The 16,076-nt window shown below is 69.5% G+C and carries 12 protein-coding genes; 7 read left to right on the forward strand and 5 right to left on the reverse strand.

Features of this window, described 5'->3' with window-relative positions:
• Window positions 1-89: 89 nt before the first annotated feature.
• Together RHM57_RS14915 and RHM57_RS14920 are read right to left on the reverse strand one after the other, a co-directional pair.
• On the reverse strand, window positions 90-1,373 hold the full coding sequence (locus tag RHM57_RS14915) for a sensor domain-containing diguanylate cyclase (RefSeq protein WP_134558037.1): 1,284 nt from the start codon (window positions 1,371-1,373) through the stop codon (window positions 90-92).
• Window positions 1,374-1,511: 138 nt separating this feature from the next.
• Window positions 1,512-2,546, reverse strand: a complete 1,035-nt coding sequence (locus RHM57_RS14920; RefSeq protein ID WP_322188495.1) for a LacI family DNA-binding transcriptional regulator — start codon at window positions 2,544-2,546, stop codon at window positions 1,512-1,514.
• Window positions 2,547-2,704: 158 nt separating this feature from the next.
• Here RHM57_RS14920 and RHM57_RS14925 point away from each other — a divergent pair, with 158 nt between their 5' ends.
• Window positions 2,705-4,294 (forward strand): glycoside hydrolase family 43 protein, encoded by a 1,590-nt coding sequence (locus tag RHM57_RS14925; protein WP_322188497.1) that lies wholly within the window; start codon window positions 2,705-2,707, stop codon window positions 4,292-4,294.
• 93 nt (window positions 4,295-4,387) lie between these two features.
• On the opposite strand, the gene RHM57_RS14930 is transcribed toward RHM57_RS14925, so the two are convergent.
• Entirely contained in the window at window positions 4,388-5,416 is a 1,029-nt protein-coding gene (locus RHM57_RS14930) for a LacI family DNA-binding transcriptional regulator (protein WP_134446841.1), read from the reverse strand.
• Window positions 5,417-5,551: 135 nt separating this feature from the next.
• Between RHM57_RS14930 and RHM57_RS14935 the strand changes: the two genes are divergently transcribed.
• The 6 genes from RHM57_RS14935 (at window position 5,552) to RHM57_RS14960 (ending at window position 13,975) form a co-directional block, all read left to right on the forward strand.
• A complete protein-coding gene (locus tag RHM57_RS14935) occupies window positions 5,552-6,859 on the forward strand; it encodes an ABC transporter substrate-binding protein (protein WP_134446839.1) in 1,308 nt (435 codons plus the stop codon).
• Window positions 6,860-6,869: 10 nt separating this feature from the next.
• Window positions 6,870-7,787: a carbohydrate ABC transporter permease gene (locus RHM57_RS14940; protein WP_134446837.1), complete on the forward strand. Its 918-nt coding sequence runs from the start codon at window positions 6,870-6,872 to the stop codon at window positions 7,785-7,787.
• A complete protein-coding gene (locus tag RHM57_RS14945) occupies window positions 7,787-8,605 on the forward strand; it encodes a carbohydrate ABC transporter permease (RefSeq protein WP_134446835.1) in 819 nt (272 codons plus the stop codon). The genes RHM57_RS14940 and RHM57_RS14945 overlap by 1 nt, the downstream gene beginning before the upstream one ends.
• A gap of 2 nt (window positions 8,606-8,607) precedes the next feature.
• Window positions 8,608-11,004, forward strand: coding sequence for a beta-glucosidase (locus tag RHM57_RS14950; RefSeq protein WP_322188499.1), 2,397 nt, complete (start codon window positions 8,608-8,610; stop codon window positions 11,002-11,004).
• Between the two features lie 127 nt (window positions 11,005-11,131).
• Window positions 11,132-12,325: a xylose isomerase gene (xylA, locus tag RHM57_RS14955; RefSeq protein ID WP_134446831.1), complete on the forward strand. Its 1,194-nt coding sequence runs from the start codon at window positions 11,132-11,134 to the stop codon at window positions 12,323-12,325.
• Window positions 12,326-12,466: 141 nt separating this feature from the next.
• A complete protein-coding gene (locus tag RHM57_RS14960; protein ID WP_134561669.1) occupies window positions 12,467-13,975 on the forward strand; it encodes a xylulokinase in 1,509 nt (502 codons plus the stop codon).
• Window positions 13,976-14,007: 32 nt separating this feature from the next.
• Here RHM57_RS14960 and RHM57_RS14965 read toward each other — a convergent pair whose 3' ends face one another.
• Together RHM57_RS14965 and RHM57_RS14970 are read right to left on the reverse strand one after the other, a co-directional pair.
• A complete protein-coding gene (locus RHM57_RS14965) occupies window positions 14,008-14,955 on the reverse strand; it encodes an aldose 1-epimerase family protein (protein ID WP_322188502.1) in 948 nt (315 codons plus the stop codon).
• Window positions 14,952-16,010 (reverse strand): LacI family DNA-binding transcriptional regulator, encoded by a 1,059-nt coding sequence (locus tag RHM57_RS14970; RefSeq protein ID WP_134446825.1) that lies wholly within the window; start codon window positions 16,008-16,010, stop codon window positions 14,952-14,954. Before RHM57_RS14970 ends, RHM57_RS14965 begins: the two co-directional genes overlap by 4 nt.
• Window positions 16,011-16,076: the final 66 nt, after the last annotated feature.

Consider the following 16,076-nt stretch of genomic DNA (forward strand, 5'->3'; position numbering starts at 1 on the left):
GGCCGCGATCCCCCGGATCCTCCACCTGAGGTGTCGCATATCGAGGTTCACACGCGGGTTGAACATCGATATGCGACACCTCAGGGACGTCATCGACGACCGACGGCGGCGCGGCGCACCCGCGCACGGAGAGCGCGCCGCGGGGTACCCGGCTTCATCCGGTACATGTCGGCGTCCGCCCGCGCGAACAGATCCTCCGCGCTCGCGCCGGGGGCCCCGATGGCCACGCCGATGCTGGCCCGGACGGCGAGCGTGAGGTCTCCGATCGGGAACACGGGGCGCATCCGCTCGGTGATGCGCTCGACGAGGGCGGACGCCTCGGGAATCCCGCCGGTGATCAGGATGACGAATTCATCTCCGCCGAGGCGCGCGACGAGGTCGCTGGGCCGGACTACGGCACCCAGTCGCTCGGCGACCAGGCAGAGCACGGTGTCGCCGACGGCGTGACCATGCCGGTCGTTGATGGACTTGAAGTCGTCGAGGTCGCAGTAGACCAGCGCCACCTCACCGGACTCCCGGCCGACGGCCTCCTCGAGGGCCGAAATGAACTGCCGGCGATTGGCCAGGCCGGTCAGGTCGTCGTGGTTCGCGGCCCTGTCGAGCTGGCGCTCTGCGTGGACGAGTCCCGTGATGTCGCGCGACACACTCAGGTATTGCGTGACGCGGCCCTCGACGTTGCGCTTGAACGGGGTGAGTCCGCGCTCGACCCACAGGCTGCGCCCGTCTGCGGTCACCATCCGGTGCCGGCAGTGCACGACCTCGTGATCGAGGGCCAGCCGCACTCGCTCCTGGGCAGCGCGGTAGATGCCCCGGTCTTCGCTTGGAACGGCGCGGTCCCGCTCCGCGGGATCCGACAGGCCCTCGACGCTGTAGCCGTAGGTCTCGCTCAGGGACTTCGACGCCCAGAGAAGCTTCTCCTCGTCAAGGTCGAACACCGTGATCAGGTCGGGGGTGGTCTCGAGGACGGCGTTCTGGAATTCGAGCACTTCCCCGAGACGTTGCTGCGCCGCCATCCGCTCGGAGACGTCGGCAACCTGCACGAAGAAGCCTCCGGCGATGTCGGGCTGGTAGTCGACCTGCAGGTGGCGCGTCACGCCACCGGCGTCGACGAGGGTCCGGTCGAAATGCTGCGGGATTCCGTCGAGTGCACCACGCACCATGGGAAAGTTGCTCGCGTAGAGCTCGGCGCCGAGCACCTCGCTGATATGCCGGCCGCGCATTGCCGCGGCGTCGCCGCCGAGCAGCATGCCGTACGCGGTGTTGGCGAGGTCGCAACGGAGGTCGTTGTTCCAGTGCCCGATCAGGGCGGGGATCCGGTCGATTGCGGTTCGCAGGAGGTCCCGTTCTGCCACGAGTGCCTCGTAGTCGTCCATCGTCACCTTTGCCCGAGGAATGCGACCACGGGAACCCGTCGAAGCTCCCCCACTTGGAGGGTACAGGTCCCGGAGCGTTCCGCACCGTTCCCGGAGAAGATCCGGTGGTGGGACCCGGCTTCCCGGGTCGGGAGCGGGTCAGGATCGCGGGGAGGCCCCTGGCCGATCCGGCGGCGGTGCGATCGAGCCGCACTCGTAGAAACGCGGAGGGACGAGCTCGATACGGGGTTCGATCGGACCGCTCACCTGCTCGATCGCGAGCGTGACCGCGCGCCAGCAGGAGTCGGCGGCGACGAGCGGAATCGTGTCGAGCGGAGGCTCGAAGTGATCGGTCTCGAAGCTCGCGCAGGCCGCAAGCACGGAGAGATCCCGCGGCACCCGCAGGCCGCGTTCCCGCAGCACGTCCAGAACCGCGGTGTGTATGCTCTCCTCGGCATGGAGGACGAGCGCCGTCATGTCCGGGCGCTCCGCGAAGAGCGCATCGAGGGCGATCCGGACGCTCGGGCCGTCCCGTTCGGGCATCACGAACGCCGTCTCGACCCCGTGGGCCGCAGCGGCCGCGAAGAAACCGTCGCGGAACCGGGGCGGGAAATTCGAGCCGCGGGCATAGACGCCGGGAGAGTGCCCGATCAGGCCGATCGACCGGTGCCCGGCTGCCACCAGCTTCTCGACCGCGAGCGCCGCAGCGGCCTCGAAGTCGAGGTCGACGCAGACGAGACCGGCAGCATCCCGGGGAATCCCGATGAAGGTCGCCGGCACGCCGAGCTCGCGGATGACCGCGACCCTGTCGTCATCGCCCGCGACGTCGAGCACGATGATGCCGTCGACGAGGCTGCTCGACGCCACCCGGCGCAGTCCGCTCGTCGCCTCGTCCTGGGTGAGCAGCAGCACGTCGTAGTCGTGTTCGCGGGCGGCCTGCGCGACCGCGAGCACGAAGGCCATGTGGGCCGGCGCATAGGTGTCCGCGTGAAAAGGCGCCGTGAGGGCGAAGATGTTGGTGCGGGTGCCCGCGAGCATCCTGGCCCCCGCGTTCGGACGATAGCCGAGACTCTCCACGGCATCGAGGACGCGCACGCGCGTGGATGCCGCGATCGACCGCTTGCCGGACAGCGCGTAGGACACCGTGCTGATCGAGACACCGGCAACCCGCGCAACATCGTGGATGCTCGCCATGGCGCCGACCTCGCTTCCCGATAATAAATGTCTTGTCGCACAGTCTGACCCATGAACCAACGGACCAGAACCACCCCGTCCCGGATTTGTTGTGAGAATCGACTTAAACGGGTCAGGGGTCACGGATGCCGGTGGTCCGGTCACTAGGGTGGTCAAGCATGACGGTCTTCGCGAATCCGGTCCTGCCCGGAATGTACCCCGATCCCTCGGTCTGCCGGGTCGGCGACACCTTCTACCTCGCCAATTCGTCGTTCGAGTACTTCCCCGGTCTCCCACTGCACTCGAGCACCGACCTCGTCACCTGGACACCCCTCGGCCACGCGATCGACCGCACCGGGCAGGCCGGCCTGCTCGACCTCGCCGGGGTGCCGGACTCCGGCGGCCTCTACGCGCCGACCCTGCGCCATCACGACGGTCTGTTCTTCCTCGCCTGCACCGTCGTCGGCGGCGCGGCGGACGCGTCGTTCTTCCTCACCACGACCGACCCGGCCGGGCCCTGGTCCGATCCGGTGTTCCTCGAGGGCGCGCGCGGCATCGATCCGACGGTCTTCTTCCACGAGGGCAGGGTCTGGTGGGCCGGCTGCCGCCTCGTCGAACCCGGCGCATACCCCGGCCAGACCGAGATCTGGCTCCGCGAGCTCGACCCGGTCGCCGGGCGACTCTTCGGCCAGGAGCACATCCTCTGGAATGGCGCGGTTGCCGGGGCGGTGTGGGCGGAGGGCCCGCACCTCTTCGCGCACGACGGGTGGATCTACCTCCTCGCCGCCGAGGGCGGCACCGAACGGAACCACGCCGTCTCGGTCGCCCGCTCCCGGTCCGTCACGGGCCCATACGTCGGGAACCCCGGCAACCCGGTCCTCAGCCACCGCCAGCTGGGAGCCACCGCGAGCGTGCAGAACGTCGGGCACGCCGACCTCGTCGAGGCAGGGGACGGCTCCTGGTGGGCCCTCGCCCTCGGCGTGCGCAGCCGCGCGGGCGGGCACGTGCTCGGACGGGAGACCTTCCTCGCGCCCGTCGCCTGGGAGTCCGGCTGGCCCGTGGTCAACCCGGGTGCAGGCCGGCTCGGCGAGCGCGGAAACACACCGTTCACGAGCGCGGATGCGCCGACCCCGGCCGAACTGCATGACACATTCCCGGTCGGGCCGCTCGCGGCGCACTGGCTCGGCGTGCGCGGGCCGGTGCCGGGAGCGCACACCTCTGCGGCAGGGTTGCACCTCGAGCCTCCTGCGCCGCCGGCCCCGGACCCGGCCGGGTCGACATCGGCGCCACGACCCGCGACGAGGACGCCGGCCGCGTTCCTGGGGTACCGGTTGCGGCATCCCGACGTGCGGGCCGGTCTCCGCCTGGTGCTGCCGTACCCCGGGGTCACGGCCGGGCTCGCCCTGCGGCAGAGCGAGAACTTCGGCCTGCGCATCGAGCTCGCGCACGCGCCGGCCGGCTGGACTGCGACCGCGATCGCGCGCGCGGACGGGGCTGACACGGTCCTCGGCAGCGTGCCGCTCGACCCCGTCGCACCGGGCTCCCTGCTCGGCCTCACCGCGGAGCTGTCTGCGGCGGGGGTCGCTTTCACGGTCACGGTCGCCGGCGAGACGCGCGTCGTCGCCGTGACGGATGCCGCCCTCCTGACGACCGAGCGCGCCGGCGGCTTCGTGGGCACCGTCGTCGGGCCCTTCGTGAGCGGCGAGCCCGGCCACCCGGTCACGGTCACCGGCTTCGACTACGTGCCGACGGCATCCGCCACGCCCTGACCGAACCGATTCGACGGGGATTCTGCCCGGAAAGCCCTTCACACCCGCTCCCCCGCGAAATGGACCAGAAGAGTCCGTCGAATCGGTTGGGAGTCAGGCGAGAGGGGCCGTGCTGTGCCGCGTGACGAGGCTCGTCGCAAGATCCATCCGCTGCACGGTGCCGCCAGGGGAATGCCGCATGCTGACCGCGAGATTCGCCGCGGCCTCCGCCATCTCGGTGAGCGGCTGCCGGATCGTCGTGAGCGGCGGCCCGACCCACCGGGCGAGGGGGAGGTCGTCGTAGCCGACGACCGAGAGATCGGCAGGGATGAGCAGCCCCAGCGCCCTGGCCGCCTCGTACACGCCCATGGCCTGGAGGTCGCTCCCCGCGAAAATGGCGGTCGGCCGGTCCGGCCGGTCGAGCAGCTCGACCGCGCGCACCCGGGCCCCCTCCGGGTGGAAGTCACCGTCGAGCACGAGGGAGGAGTCGTAGGCGATTCCGGCCGCTTCGAGCGCGGCACGGTACCCGCCGATCCGCGCGACCGAACACAGCATGTCGACCGGACCCCCGATCATGCCGATCCGGGTGTGCCCGAGGTCGATGAGGTGCCGGGTCGCCGCGAGGCCGCCCGACCAGTTCGCCGAGCCGATCGAGGGAACGTCCGGGGTCGGCTCCCCCGCCGGGTCGACGACCACGAAGGGGATACCGCGGGTCGCGAGCTTCTGCTTCTGCTCCCCTGAGAGGTCCGAGAAGACCAGGATCACGCCGACCGGATTGCGGGCGATCACGCCGTCGATCCATTCCACGGACGGCGCGTGCCTGTCGCCGCTCTCGGTGAGGACGATGCTGAGCCCGTTCGCCCGCGCGACGCGCTCGACCCCGCGGATGATCTCGATCGCCCAGACGCTCTCGAGCTCGTGGAAGACGAGCTCGAGCAACGGCGCGGAAGCTGCGGCGTCGCCGCGGCGGCTGTACCCGTTGCGGGAGAGCAGCTCTTCGACCCGGGTGCGCGTCGCGGGGGCGACGTCGCCGCGGCCGTTGAGCACCTTGGACACGGTGGAGAGCGATACGGCCGCGAGCGCGGCGATCGCCGACAGGGTCACGCGGTCCGGACTCTCCCGGCTTTCTTCGACGATCGACATGGCCTCATTCTTCCCCGAAGCCTCGGCTCCGTGCATCCGTTTGGTTTGTCGCTTGACGCAACAAACCCTGCGCCATAGACTCCAGTCATCCTAATCACTTTCGGCAACTTCGCCGAAACTTTCGAGAGGCGTTCAATGTCGAACACGAGCAGGTGGCTCAAACGAGCCGTCGCCGCATCCGCAGTAATCGCGTTGGGAGTCACGCTCTCCGCGTGCTCCGGCACATCAGGCAGCACAGCCAACAGCAACCGTCCGGAGAATGTCATCCACGTCGCCGTCTACGGAGACGCGGGTAACACCGTCGAGCAGGCCATGGTCGACAAATTCAACGCCACCTCCAAGGTCCAGGTCATCCTCGACCGGATCCCCGGCGCCAATTACCAGCAGAAGCTCCAGACGATCATCAGCACCGACGCGGCGCCCGACGTCTTCTTCAACTGGGGCGGCGGCAGCATCCAGCCGTTCGTGAAGGCCAACCTCCTCCTCCCCCTCACCGACATGATCAAGTCGGACCCGGCCCTCGAGTCGAGCTTCCTGCCCTCGGTCTTCAACGCCGCCGCGATCGACGGCGTGCCGTACGGCATCCCGATGCGCGGCACCCAGCCGGTCATCCTGTTCAACAACAAGCAGGTCCTGACGGATGCGGGAATCACCGCCCCGAAGACGTGGGACGACCTGCTCGCCGACGTCAAGGTCCTCACGGCGAAGGGCATCACCCCGATCGCCCTCGGCGGCGCCGACCAGTGGCCGACCCTGATGTGGTTCGAGTACCTCTTCGACCGTGTCGCCGGCCCCGACCTCCTCACGAAGGCCATCGGCGGCGACACCACCGTCTGGGACTCCGCCGACGGCAAGGCAGCACTCACCAAGCTCAAGTCCCTCATCGACGCGGGCGCCTTCGGCACCAACTTCGACTCCGTGAGCTTCGTCGACGGCGGCTCGCCCGCTCTGCTCCGCACCGGCAAGGCCGCCTTCGAGCTCATGGGCTCGTGGGAGTACTCCACCCAGCAGACCGCGGACAAGGCGTGGACCGAAGCCAACCTCGGCTACACCGGCTTCCCGTCGATCGCCGATGGCAAGGGTGACGGCGCCGACCTCGTCGGCAACACGAACAACTACTACTCGGTCATCAAGGCCACCCGCTACCCGGACACCGCCCGCGACTTCCTGAAGCTGATGTACTCCGACGAGTTCGTCCAGGCCCAGCTCGGCATCGGCAACCTCCCCACGACGACCACGACCGAGAAGTTCCTCGACCAGGCCGCCGACCCGGCATACGCGACCTTCCAGTTCAACCTGGTCAAGGACGCACCCGCGTTCCAGCTCTCCTGGGACCAGGCTTACCCCCAGTCGGCATCCGCCGACATGAAGACCGCGGTCTCGCAGTTCTTCACCGGCAAGCTCGACGTCGCCGGCTTCATCTCCGCGATGCAGGCACTCTAGGTAACTGACCATGAAGCGTCCAACCACCGGGCGCTCACGGCACTCGGGCGGCCCCAACGTGGGCCGCCCGGGCTTCGCCTGGGCCCTCCCCGCCACAATCTTCTTCGCCCTCTTCGCGATCGTCCCCCTCATCGGCGTCGCGGTGATGTCCTTCACGAGCTGGAGCGGCCTCGGCTCTCCCGAGTTCAACGGGCTCTCCAATTGGAACAAGCTCCTCGGCGACAAGGTCATGATGCAGAGCCTCTGGCTGAGCGCCCTGCTCACCCTGCTCGGCGTCGTCATCCAGACCCCGCTCAGCATCCTGCTCGGCGTCTGGGCCGCGGGACAGCAGAAGAACCGCGCCGTCCTCTCCGCGATCTACTTCATCCCGCTGCTGCTCTCCTCCGCGGCCGTCTCGGTGCTCTGGCGGGCCCTGCTCGACCCGAACTTCGGCATCCCCGGCCAGCTGGCCGGGATCTTCGGCGGCGACGGCAACCTGCTCGGCAGCCAGGCCGGCGCGATCGCCGTGCTGACCTTCGTCGGCGCGTGGCAGTTCACCCCGCTGCACACCCTGCTCTACCAGGGCGCTGCCCGGTCGGTCCCGCCCGTGCTCTACCAGGCCGCCGAGATCGACGGCGCAGGCACGATGCGCAAGTTCTTCAGCATCACCCTGCCGCAGCTGCGCAACACCATCGTGACCTCCGGCATCCTGATGGTCGTCGGCGGCCTCACCACCTTCGACACCGTGCTCATCCTGACCAAGGGCGGGCCGGGCACCGACACCACCATCACGCCGTACTACATGTACCGGAAGGCGTTCCAGTCCTTCGACTTCGGCGTCGGCAGCGCGATCGCGCTCGTCCTCGTGGTCATCGCGACGGCCATCTCGCTCATCATGGTCAGGGCGACCGGCTACGACAAGATGAACAGCGCCCAGGAAGGCATCTGATGAAGCCCAGACCGAATTACTTCGCCGGGGCCGGCAGCATCATCTGGCTCCTGATCGTCCTCGTCCCGATCTACGTCATGGTCACGGCGACGATCCAGACGCAGCAGGGCTACGCATCCGCCGGCCCGTTGTCTCTGCCAAGCTCGTTCACCCTCGACAACTTCGGCGCCCTCGTCACGGGCGGGTTCCTCACCTACGTGTGGAACACCGTCATCGTCACGGTGAGCGTCGTCGCGATCGTCGTGCTCGTCGTCCCACCGCTCTCCTACGCGGTCGTCCGCAGCCGCAGCCGGGGCATCTCGCTGATCTTCCGCACCTTCCTGCTCGGACTCGCGATCCCGGCTCAGGCCGTCATCGTGCCGATCTTCTACCTGATCTCGGTCGCCGGGCTCTACGACAGCCTGATCGGCATCATCCTGCCGACGGCGGCGTTCTGCCTGCCGATCTGCACCCTGATCCTGACCGGCAGCATGCGCGACATCACCCCGGAGCTCTACGAGGCCATGGCCATGGACGGTGCGACGCCGATGCGCAGCTTCTTCCAGCTCGTGCTTCCCCTCTCCAAGAGCGGCATCTCGACGATCATCGTCTTCTCCGCGCTGCAGGCCTGGAACGGCTTCCTGTTCCCCCTGATCCTGACCCAGTCGGCCTCGACCAAGGTGATCACCCTCGGACTGTTCGACTTCCAGTCGCAGTACGGTGTCAACATTCCGGGGCTGATGGCGGCCGTGCTGCTCTCGATGCTCCCGGTTCTCTTCGTGTACCTATTCGCCCGGCGCGCCCTTGTTCAGGGCCTCATGGGCGTCGGAGGCAAGTAATCATGACCGACACACTCTCCCCAGCCCCTTCCCCGGTGGATGCAGCGCCGCACGCCTGGCAGGACACCGCACGCTCCCCCGCCGAGCGCGTCGACACCCTCCTCGCCGCGATGACCCTGCGCGAGAAGGTCGCCCAGCTCTACGGAGTCTGGGTCGGCGCCTCCAACGACGGCGGCGGCGTCGCCCCGTACCAGCACGACATGGAGGACGTCCTCGACCTCGACGCCCTCCTGCCGCACGGCCTCGGCCAGCTGACCCGGCCGTTCGGCTCCGGGCCCGTCGACGCCGCCGTCGGCGTCGTCTCCCTCGCGCGCAGCCAGCGTCGCATCGTCGCGGCCGGCCGCTTCGGCATCCCCGCCCTCGCCCACGAGGAGTGCCTCGCCGGCTTCACCGCGTGGGGCGCGACCGCATACCCGGTGCCGCTGGCCTGGGGCGCGACCTTCAACCCCGGTCTCGTGCAGGAGATGTCGGGCCGGATCGGCGCGAGCATGCGCTCCGTCGGCGTGCACCAGGGCCTCGCTCCCGTTCTCGACGTCGTACGCGACGCCCGCTGGGGCCGCGTCGAGGAGACCATCGGAGAGGACCCGATCCTCGTCGGCACCATCGCGACCGCCTATGTGCGCGGTCTCGAGTCCGCCGGCATCGTCGCGACCCTCAAACACTTCATCGGTTACTCCGCATCGAAGGCCGGCCGCAACCTCGCCCCCGTCTCGATCGGCCGCCGCGAATTCAACGACGTGCTCGTCCCGCCGTTCGAAATGGCGGTGCGCGAGAGCGGGGTCCGCTCCGTGATGCACGCGTACACCGACATCGACGGCGTGCCGACCGCCGCAGACCCGACCCTGCTCACCGGGCTCCTCCGCGACACCTGGGGCTTCACCGGAACGGTCGTCGCCGACTACTTCGGCATCGCCTTCCTGAAGACCCTGCACGCGATCGCCGAGACCTGGGGGGATGCCGCGGTGCAGGCCCTCCGCGCCGGCGTCGACGTGGAGCTGCCGACCGTCAAGACCTTCGCGGAACCGCTCCTCGCCGAGATCGAGGCCGGCCGGCTCCCGACCGACTACATCGACCGCGCAGCCCGGCGTGTGCTGCTGCAGAAGCTCGACCTCGGCCTGCTCGACGCCGACTGGTCGCCGCTCCCGGCCGGCTGGACCGAGACCGACCTCGCCGACGTCGAGGCCGTGCGCGGGCGGGTCGATCTTGATCCCGCCGCGAGCCGGAGCGTCGCGCGCCGGATCGCCGAACAATCGGTTGTGCTGCTGACGAACGACGGCCTGCTGCCGCTCGCGCCGGCATCCACCGGCTCACCGCTGCGGATCGCGGTCGTCGGCCCCAATGCCGACGACGCGCTCAACCTGCTCGGCTGCTATTCGTTCCCCGGCCACGTCGGCACCCTGCACCCCGAGGTGCCGATCGGAATCGAAATCCGCACCGTGCTCGAAGCAGTTCGCACTGAGTACCCCCTGGCGACCGTGACATACTCGCCCGGCGTCACCGTCGATGGGACCGACGAGACCGGCATCGCGCCAGCCGCACGTGCCGCAGCCGACGCCGACCTCGTGATCATCGTGCTCGGCGACCGGCCCGGACTGTTCGGGCGCGGGACCAGCGGGGAGGGCTGCGACGCCGAGTCGCTCGAACTGCCCGGTCGGCAGTGGCGGCTGCTCGACGCGGTCCTCACGAGCGGAACCCCCGTCGTGACCGTGCTCGTCGCCGGACGCCCTTACTTCCTGCACGATGCACCCGAACGGTCAGCGGCCGTGTTGCAGTCGTTCTTCCCCGGCGAGGAGGGCGCCGGGGCACTCGCGGGCGTGATCAGCGGCCGGGTCAACCCGTCCGGCCGGCTGCCCGTGAGCGTACCGAACCACGCGGGCGGCCAGCCAGGCGGGTACCTCGCCGCGCCGCTCGGGAGCCTGAACGAGGTCTCCAACCTCGACCCGACCGCACGCTTCCCCTTCGGCCACGGTCTCGGCTACAGCCGATTCGAGTGGACCGATGCCGCGATCGGCGCGGCCTCGATGACCACGGATGCCGCAACGACGGTCACGCTCACGGTCACGAACGCGGGTGCCCTCGCAGGGGCCGACGTGGTGCAGCTCTACCTGCACGACCCGGTCGCCTCGGTCGTGCGCCCGGTGAACCGGCTGATCGGCTACGCGCGGGTCGAGCTGGATGCGGGTGCGAGCGCACGCGTCGAGTTCACGGTGCACGCCGACCTGTCCGCGTTCACGGGCAGGGACGGCGACCGCATCGTCGAACCCGGTGCTCTCGAGCTGCGGCTCGGGCACTCGAGCGCGCTCGTCGCCGCACCCCTCAACCTGCGGCTCACCGGGCCCCTGCGCACCGTCGACCACACCCGCGCCCTCGTGGCCGCGGCGACCGTCGCCCCGCGCTGAAGCCCCGCCCGACCGGCCCGTTCCGGTCGCACCGATTGCCGGATGACGGTAGCGCGGCATCCACTTTTCCCCTAATATGTTTATAGATACAACAAATCATCAACGTCGCTGACAGACAAGGAACCTCATGGCCATCACGCCCACCCCCGCAGACAAATTCTCCTTTGGCCTCTGGACCATCGGCTACAACGGCGCTGACCCCTTCGGTGGGCCGACTCGTCCGCCGCTCGACGTCGTCGACGCCGTGGAGAACCTGGCGAAAATCGGGGCGTACGGCCTGACCTTCCACGACAACGACCTGTTCCCGTTCGGCTGCACGGAAGAGAAGCGCCAGTCGCAGATCGACCGCGTCAAGCAGGCGTGTGCAGACACCGGCCTGATCATTCCGATGATCACGACGAACCTGTTCAGCGAGCCCGTCTTCAAGGACGGCGGCTTCACCTCGAACGACCGCAGCGTCCGCCGCTTCGCCCTCCGCAAGGTGCTGCGCAACCTCGACCTCGCGGCCGAACTCGGCGCGAAGACCTTCGTAATGTGGGGCGGGCGCGAAGGCGCGGAGTACGACTCGGCCAAGGACATCCGCTCGGCCCTCTCCCGCTACCGCGAAGCCGTCAACCTGCTCGGCGACTACGTCACCGACAAGGGCTACGACATTCGCTTCGCGATCGAGCCCAAGCCGAACGAACCCCGCGGCGACATCCTGCTGCCGACGATCGGTCACGCGATGGCGTTCATCACGACCCTCGAGCGCCCCGAATTGGTCGGCGTGAACCCCGAGGTCGGCCACGAGCAGATGGCCGGGCTCAACTTCGCCGCCGGCATCGCCCAGGCGCTGTACCAGGGCAAGCTCTTCCACATCGACCTCAACGGCCAGCGCGGCATCAAGTACGACCAGGACCTCGTCTTCGGCCACGGCGACCTGCACAACGCCTTCGCTCTCGTCGACCTGCTCGAAAACGGCGGCCCGAACGGTGGCCAGACCTACGAGGGCCCTCGCCACTTCGACTACAAGCCGAGCCGCACCGAGGACATCACGGGCGTCTGGGACTCCGCCAGGGCCAACATCCAGACGTACCTGCTGCTCAAGGAACGCGCCGCGTCCTTCCGCGCCGACCCCGAGGTGCAGCAGATGCTCGCCGCGGCCAAGGTGCCCGACCTCGCGCTGCCGACCCTCGGCGAAGGCGAGACCTACGACGACCTGCTCGCCGACCGCGCCTCCTACGAAGACTTCGACACCGACGCGTACTTCGGCGGCAAGGGCTTCGGCTTCGTTCGCCTGCAGCAGCTGGCCCTCGAGCACCTGCTCGGCGCCCGCAACTAGCACAGCATCACCTGCGCGCCCCGGCCGGCGTGTCACGCTCATCTGGGGGGGCGGGACAAACCGGCCGGGGCGCGTTCGCGCACGCCGCGCCCGCACGTCCTCACTCGCACCCCACCCCCTCTCGAAGCGGAGAATGTAGTCATGTCACTGGTTGCCGGAGTCGATTCCTCGACCCAAAGTTGCAAGGTCGTCGTTCGTGACACGGAAACCGGTGCGCTCGTTCGCAGCGGTCGCGCCGTGCATCCGGAGGGGACCGAGGTCGACCCACAGAAGTGGTGGGAGGCCCTGCAGGCCGCCGTCGCCGACGCCGGCGGACTGGGCGATGTCGCAGCGATCTCGATCGCGGCCCAGCAGCACGGCATGGTCGTCCTCGACATCGACGGCCGCGTCATCCGCCCGGCCCTGCTCTGGAACGACACCCGTAGCGCCCCCGCAGCCGCAGAGCTGATCGACGAGGTCGGCGCCGCCGAATACGCCCAGCGCACCGGCCTCGTGCCGGTCGCGTCGTTCACAGCGACGAAGCTGCGCTGGCTGCGCGACGCCGAACCGGGCAACGCCGCGCGCGTCGCCGCGGTCGCGCTCCCCCATGACTGGCTCACCTGGCGGCTGCGCGGCTTCGGCCCGGCCGACGAGAGCCCTCTCGGCCCCGACCTGACGGCGCTGACCACGGACCGCTCCGATGTGAGCGGCACCGGCTACTGGTCGCCGATCACGGGCGAGTACGACCTCGACCTCTTCGAGCGCGCCCTCGGGCACGCGGCCGTGCTGCCGCGCGTGCTCGGCCCGGGTGAGATCGCCGGAGAGACGGTCGCACTCAGCCTCGCCTCCCCTGACGAATTCGACGGAGATCGTGCCGATTCGACACCTGAGACGACCAGTGCATCGTTCACCGACCTGGAATCCCCGTCGAATTGGGTACCCGCCGGCATCGTCGTCGGCGTCGGCGCCGGCGACAACGCGGGCGCCGCCCTCGGCCTCGGAGCGGGCGACGGCGACGTCATCGTATCGATCGGCACGAGCGGCACCGTCTTCGCGGTGACCGCGACCCCGGCAACGGATGCCACGGGCACGGTCGCGGGGTTCGCCGACGCGAGCGGGCTCTTCCTTCCGCTCGTCGCGACGCTCAACGCCGCGCGCGTGCTCGACGCGGTGCGCGGACTCCTCGGCGTGGACCACGACGAGCTCGGCCGACTCGCCCTCGAGGCGGAGGCCGGCGCGAACGGCCTCGTGCTCCAGCCCTATTTCGAAGGCGAGCGCACCCCGAACCTGCCCAACGCGACCGCGACCCTCTTCGGGCTCACCCTCGCCTCGACCACCCGGCCGAACCTCGCCCGCGCGGCGATCGAAGGCCTGCTCTGCGGGCTCGCCGACGGCCTCGAGGCCGTGCGCGGCCAGGGTGTCGTCGTCTCCCGGGTGCTCCTGATCGGCGGCGCGGCGCAGAACCCGGCCGTCCGCGGCATCGCGGCGCAGCTCTTCGACAACCCCGTCGTCGTTCCGGCCCCTGGCGAGTATGTCGCCGACGGCGCAGCCGTGCAGGCGGCGTGGGCGCTGACGGGAGCGCGACCGGAGTGGCGCATCTCGCTCGCGGCGGAGCCGGCGATCGACTTCCGCCCCGTGATCCGCTCGCAGTACGCCGCCCACCGCGTCTGACCCACCTGCTCCGACCCACCCCGCCTGCCGGGTCAGAGCGCGCTGATCCGCCAGCTCGCCTCGTGGGTGTCTCCTGGCGCCAGACGAACGAGGTCGATGCCGGAGTTGAACGCGTCAGGAGGGCACGTCATCGGCTCCACCGCGAGGCCGAGCCGGGTGACCCCTGGGAGCGGCAGGTCCGCGGTGTGCACTTGCAGCCACGGGCATTCCGGCCCGAAGCTCATGGCCACACCGCGTCCGTCGGCCTCCCGCAGTTCGAGTGTCGCGCGCCCGCCGGAGTCCTGGATGATGCCCGTGAACGCGTGATCGATCTCCGTCGCACCCAGCACCCGGGGCTCCCGGAAGTCGAAGGCACCGTCGCCGGCCGCGACGTCGACGACTCCGACCGGCAGCAGCCGGTCCGGTGTGACCTCGAGGAACCGGTCGGCCGGAAGCTTGAGCGTCCAGCTGTCCAGCGGGGAATCCCCCGCGCGCAGGTACGGATGCGGGCACACGCCATACGGCGCCGTGCCCGCTCCGGAGTTGCACACTTCGATCGTGGTCGTCAGTCCATCCGCGGCGAGCGCGTACCGGGCCGTGAAGTCGAGCTGGAAGGGATAGCCGGGACCGGCGGGCAGCCTGAGTCCGAGCACGACCTCGCCGGGAGCCTGCGCGAGCAGCCGCCAGGCCCGGTCGAACACGAGCCCGTGCAGCGCGCAGTCCCGCGACGGCTCGTTGACCGGCACGTGCACGGCCACTCCGTCTACCGGGTAGCGACCGTCCGCGATCCGGTTGGGCCAGGGTGCCGCGAGAGCGCCCCGGAAGCCGACCATGGCCTCGTCCCGGTCAAAGCTCACGACCAGGTCGCGCCCCTCGTACTGCAGCAGGCGCAGGCACGCGCCGATCTCGGTCACGACCGCGCGGTAGCCGTGTCCCGCGATCTCGTACTGCTCGCCGCTCGGCGCAGGGTTGGGTCCCGCCGTCGTGGTCTCGCTCGTCATGATTCCTGTCCTCGCTCTTCGGATGCCCCGGGCACGGTCACCGGTTCGCGCGATTCCGAGGACTCACGCTCGATCACCCGGAAGTCGGCCAGGAACTCTCTCGGCGCCTCCGGGGCGGTGGCATTGATCCGTTCGAGCAGCACCCGCACGGCGGTCTCGGCGATCTCTGCCCTCCCGGGATCGACCGTCGAGAGCGTCGGAAGGCTGTACCGGGTCTCGTCGAGATCGTCGAAGCCCATCAGCGCCACGTCCTCCGGGATGCGCAGCCCAGCCTGCTGGAGCACGCGCATGGCGCCGAGGGCCAGGGTGTCGTTGAGTCCGAACACGGCGTCGAACTCCACGCCGGAGGCGAGCAGCTCCCGCGTCGCTGTGGCGCCGTTCGAGCGGTGCCACAGGGTCGTGAACCCGATCAGGGCGGGGTCGAAGGGAATTCCGGCGGCCTCGAGGGCCTCCCGGTACCCGCGCAGGCGCAGGCCGGCCGAGCCGATCACTTCGCCCTCGTGCGCACCGACCACCGCGATCCGGCGCCGTCCCCGCCGGATCAGGTGTTCGGTCGCCGCCCTCGCGGCATCGACGTTGCGCATCGTGACGTGGTCGGTCGGCCCGTTGAAGATCCGCTCCCCGAGCAGCACGAGCGGGTAGCCGACCCGCAGGAAGTCCGCGTCGTCGTTGCCCATGCCGAGAGGGCTGAAGATCAGGCCGTCGGTGAGCTGGCGCCGGGGGCTCGAGAGCAGGCCGATCTCCCGGTCCCGGTCTCCCCCGGTCTGTTCGATCAGGACGGTGACGCCATGGCGCTCCGCCGAGCGGATCACGGCATCCGCGAGCTCGGCGAAGTAGCTCAGGGACAACTCGGGGAGGGCGAGGCCGATCATGCCCGTCCGTCCGGAACGCAGGCTGCGTGCCGAGAGATTGGGGTGGTAGTCGAGCTCGGCGATGGCCTCGAGCACCCGCTGTTTGGTGGCGGGGCGGATGTGGGGGTGATCGTTGATCACGTTGGAGACGGTCTTGATCGAGACTCCGGCGATTTGTGCCACATCGTGCAGTGTTGCCGCCATGGAGCCCCTTCCGATTCGGGCGACGTTCGCAGCAGCGTTCGTCTCCTCGCATAGTACAACGTTGTA

Source organism: Cryobacterium sp. 10S3, from assembly GCF_034344045.1.
GTDB lineage: Bacteria > Actinomycetota > Actinomycetes > Actinomycetales > Microbacteriaceae > Cryobacterium > Cryobacterium glucosi.

Excerpts from the sequence above, each read along its gene's own strand:
- RHM57_RS14930 (WP_134446841.1), bottom strand. The coding sequence starts at position 5,416 with ATGTCGATCGTCGAAGAAAGCCGGGAGAGTCCGGACCGCGTGACCCTG.
- RHM57_RS14965 (WP_322188502.1), bottom strand. The coding sequence starts at position 14,955 with ATGACGAGCGAGACCACGACGGCGGGACCCAACCCTGCGCCGAGCGGC.
- RHM57_RS14950 (WP_322188499.1), top strand. The coding sequence starts at position 8,608 with ATGACCGACACACTCTCCCCAGCCCCTTCCCCGGTGGATGCAGCGCCG.
- RHM57_RS14945 (WP_134446835.1), top strand. The coding sequence starts at position 7,787 with ATGAAGCCCAGACCGAATTACTTCGCCGGGGCCGGCAGCATCATCTGG.
- RHM57_RS14970 (WP_134446825.1), bottom strand. The coding sequence starts at position 16,010 with ATGGCGGCAACACTGCACGATGTGGCACAAATCGCCGGAGTCTCGATC.
- RHM57_RS14960 (WP_134561669.1), top strand. The coding sequence starts at position 12,467 with ATGTCACTGGTTGCCGGAGTCGATTCCTCGACCCAAAGTTGCAAGGTC.
- RHM57_RS14935 (WP_134446839.1), top strand. The coding sequence starts at position 5,552 with ATGTCGAACACGAGCAGGTGGCTCAAACGAGCCGTCGCCGCATCCGCA.
- RHM57_RS14915 (WP_134558037.1), bottom strand. The coding sequence starts at position 1,373 with ATGGACGACTACGAGGCACTCGTGGCAGAACGGGACCTCCTGCGAACC.
- RHM57_RS14920 (WP_322188495.1), bottom strand. The coding sequence starts at position 2,546 with ATGGCGAGCATCCACGATGTTGCGCGGGTTGCCGGTGTCTCGATCAGC.
- RHM57_RS14925 (WP_322188497.1), top strand. The coding sequence starts at position 2,705 with ATGACGGTCTTCGCGAATCCGGTCCTGCCCGGAATGTACCCCGATCCC.
- RHM57_RS14940 (WP_134446837.1), top strand. The coding sequence starts at position 6,870 with ATGAAGCGTCCAACCACCGGGCGCTCACGGCACTCGGGCGGCCCCAAC.
- xylA (WP_134446831.1), top strand. The coding sequence starts at position 11,132 with ATGGCCATCACGCCCACCCCCGCAGACAAATTCTCCTTTGGCCTCTGG.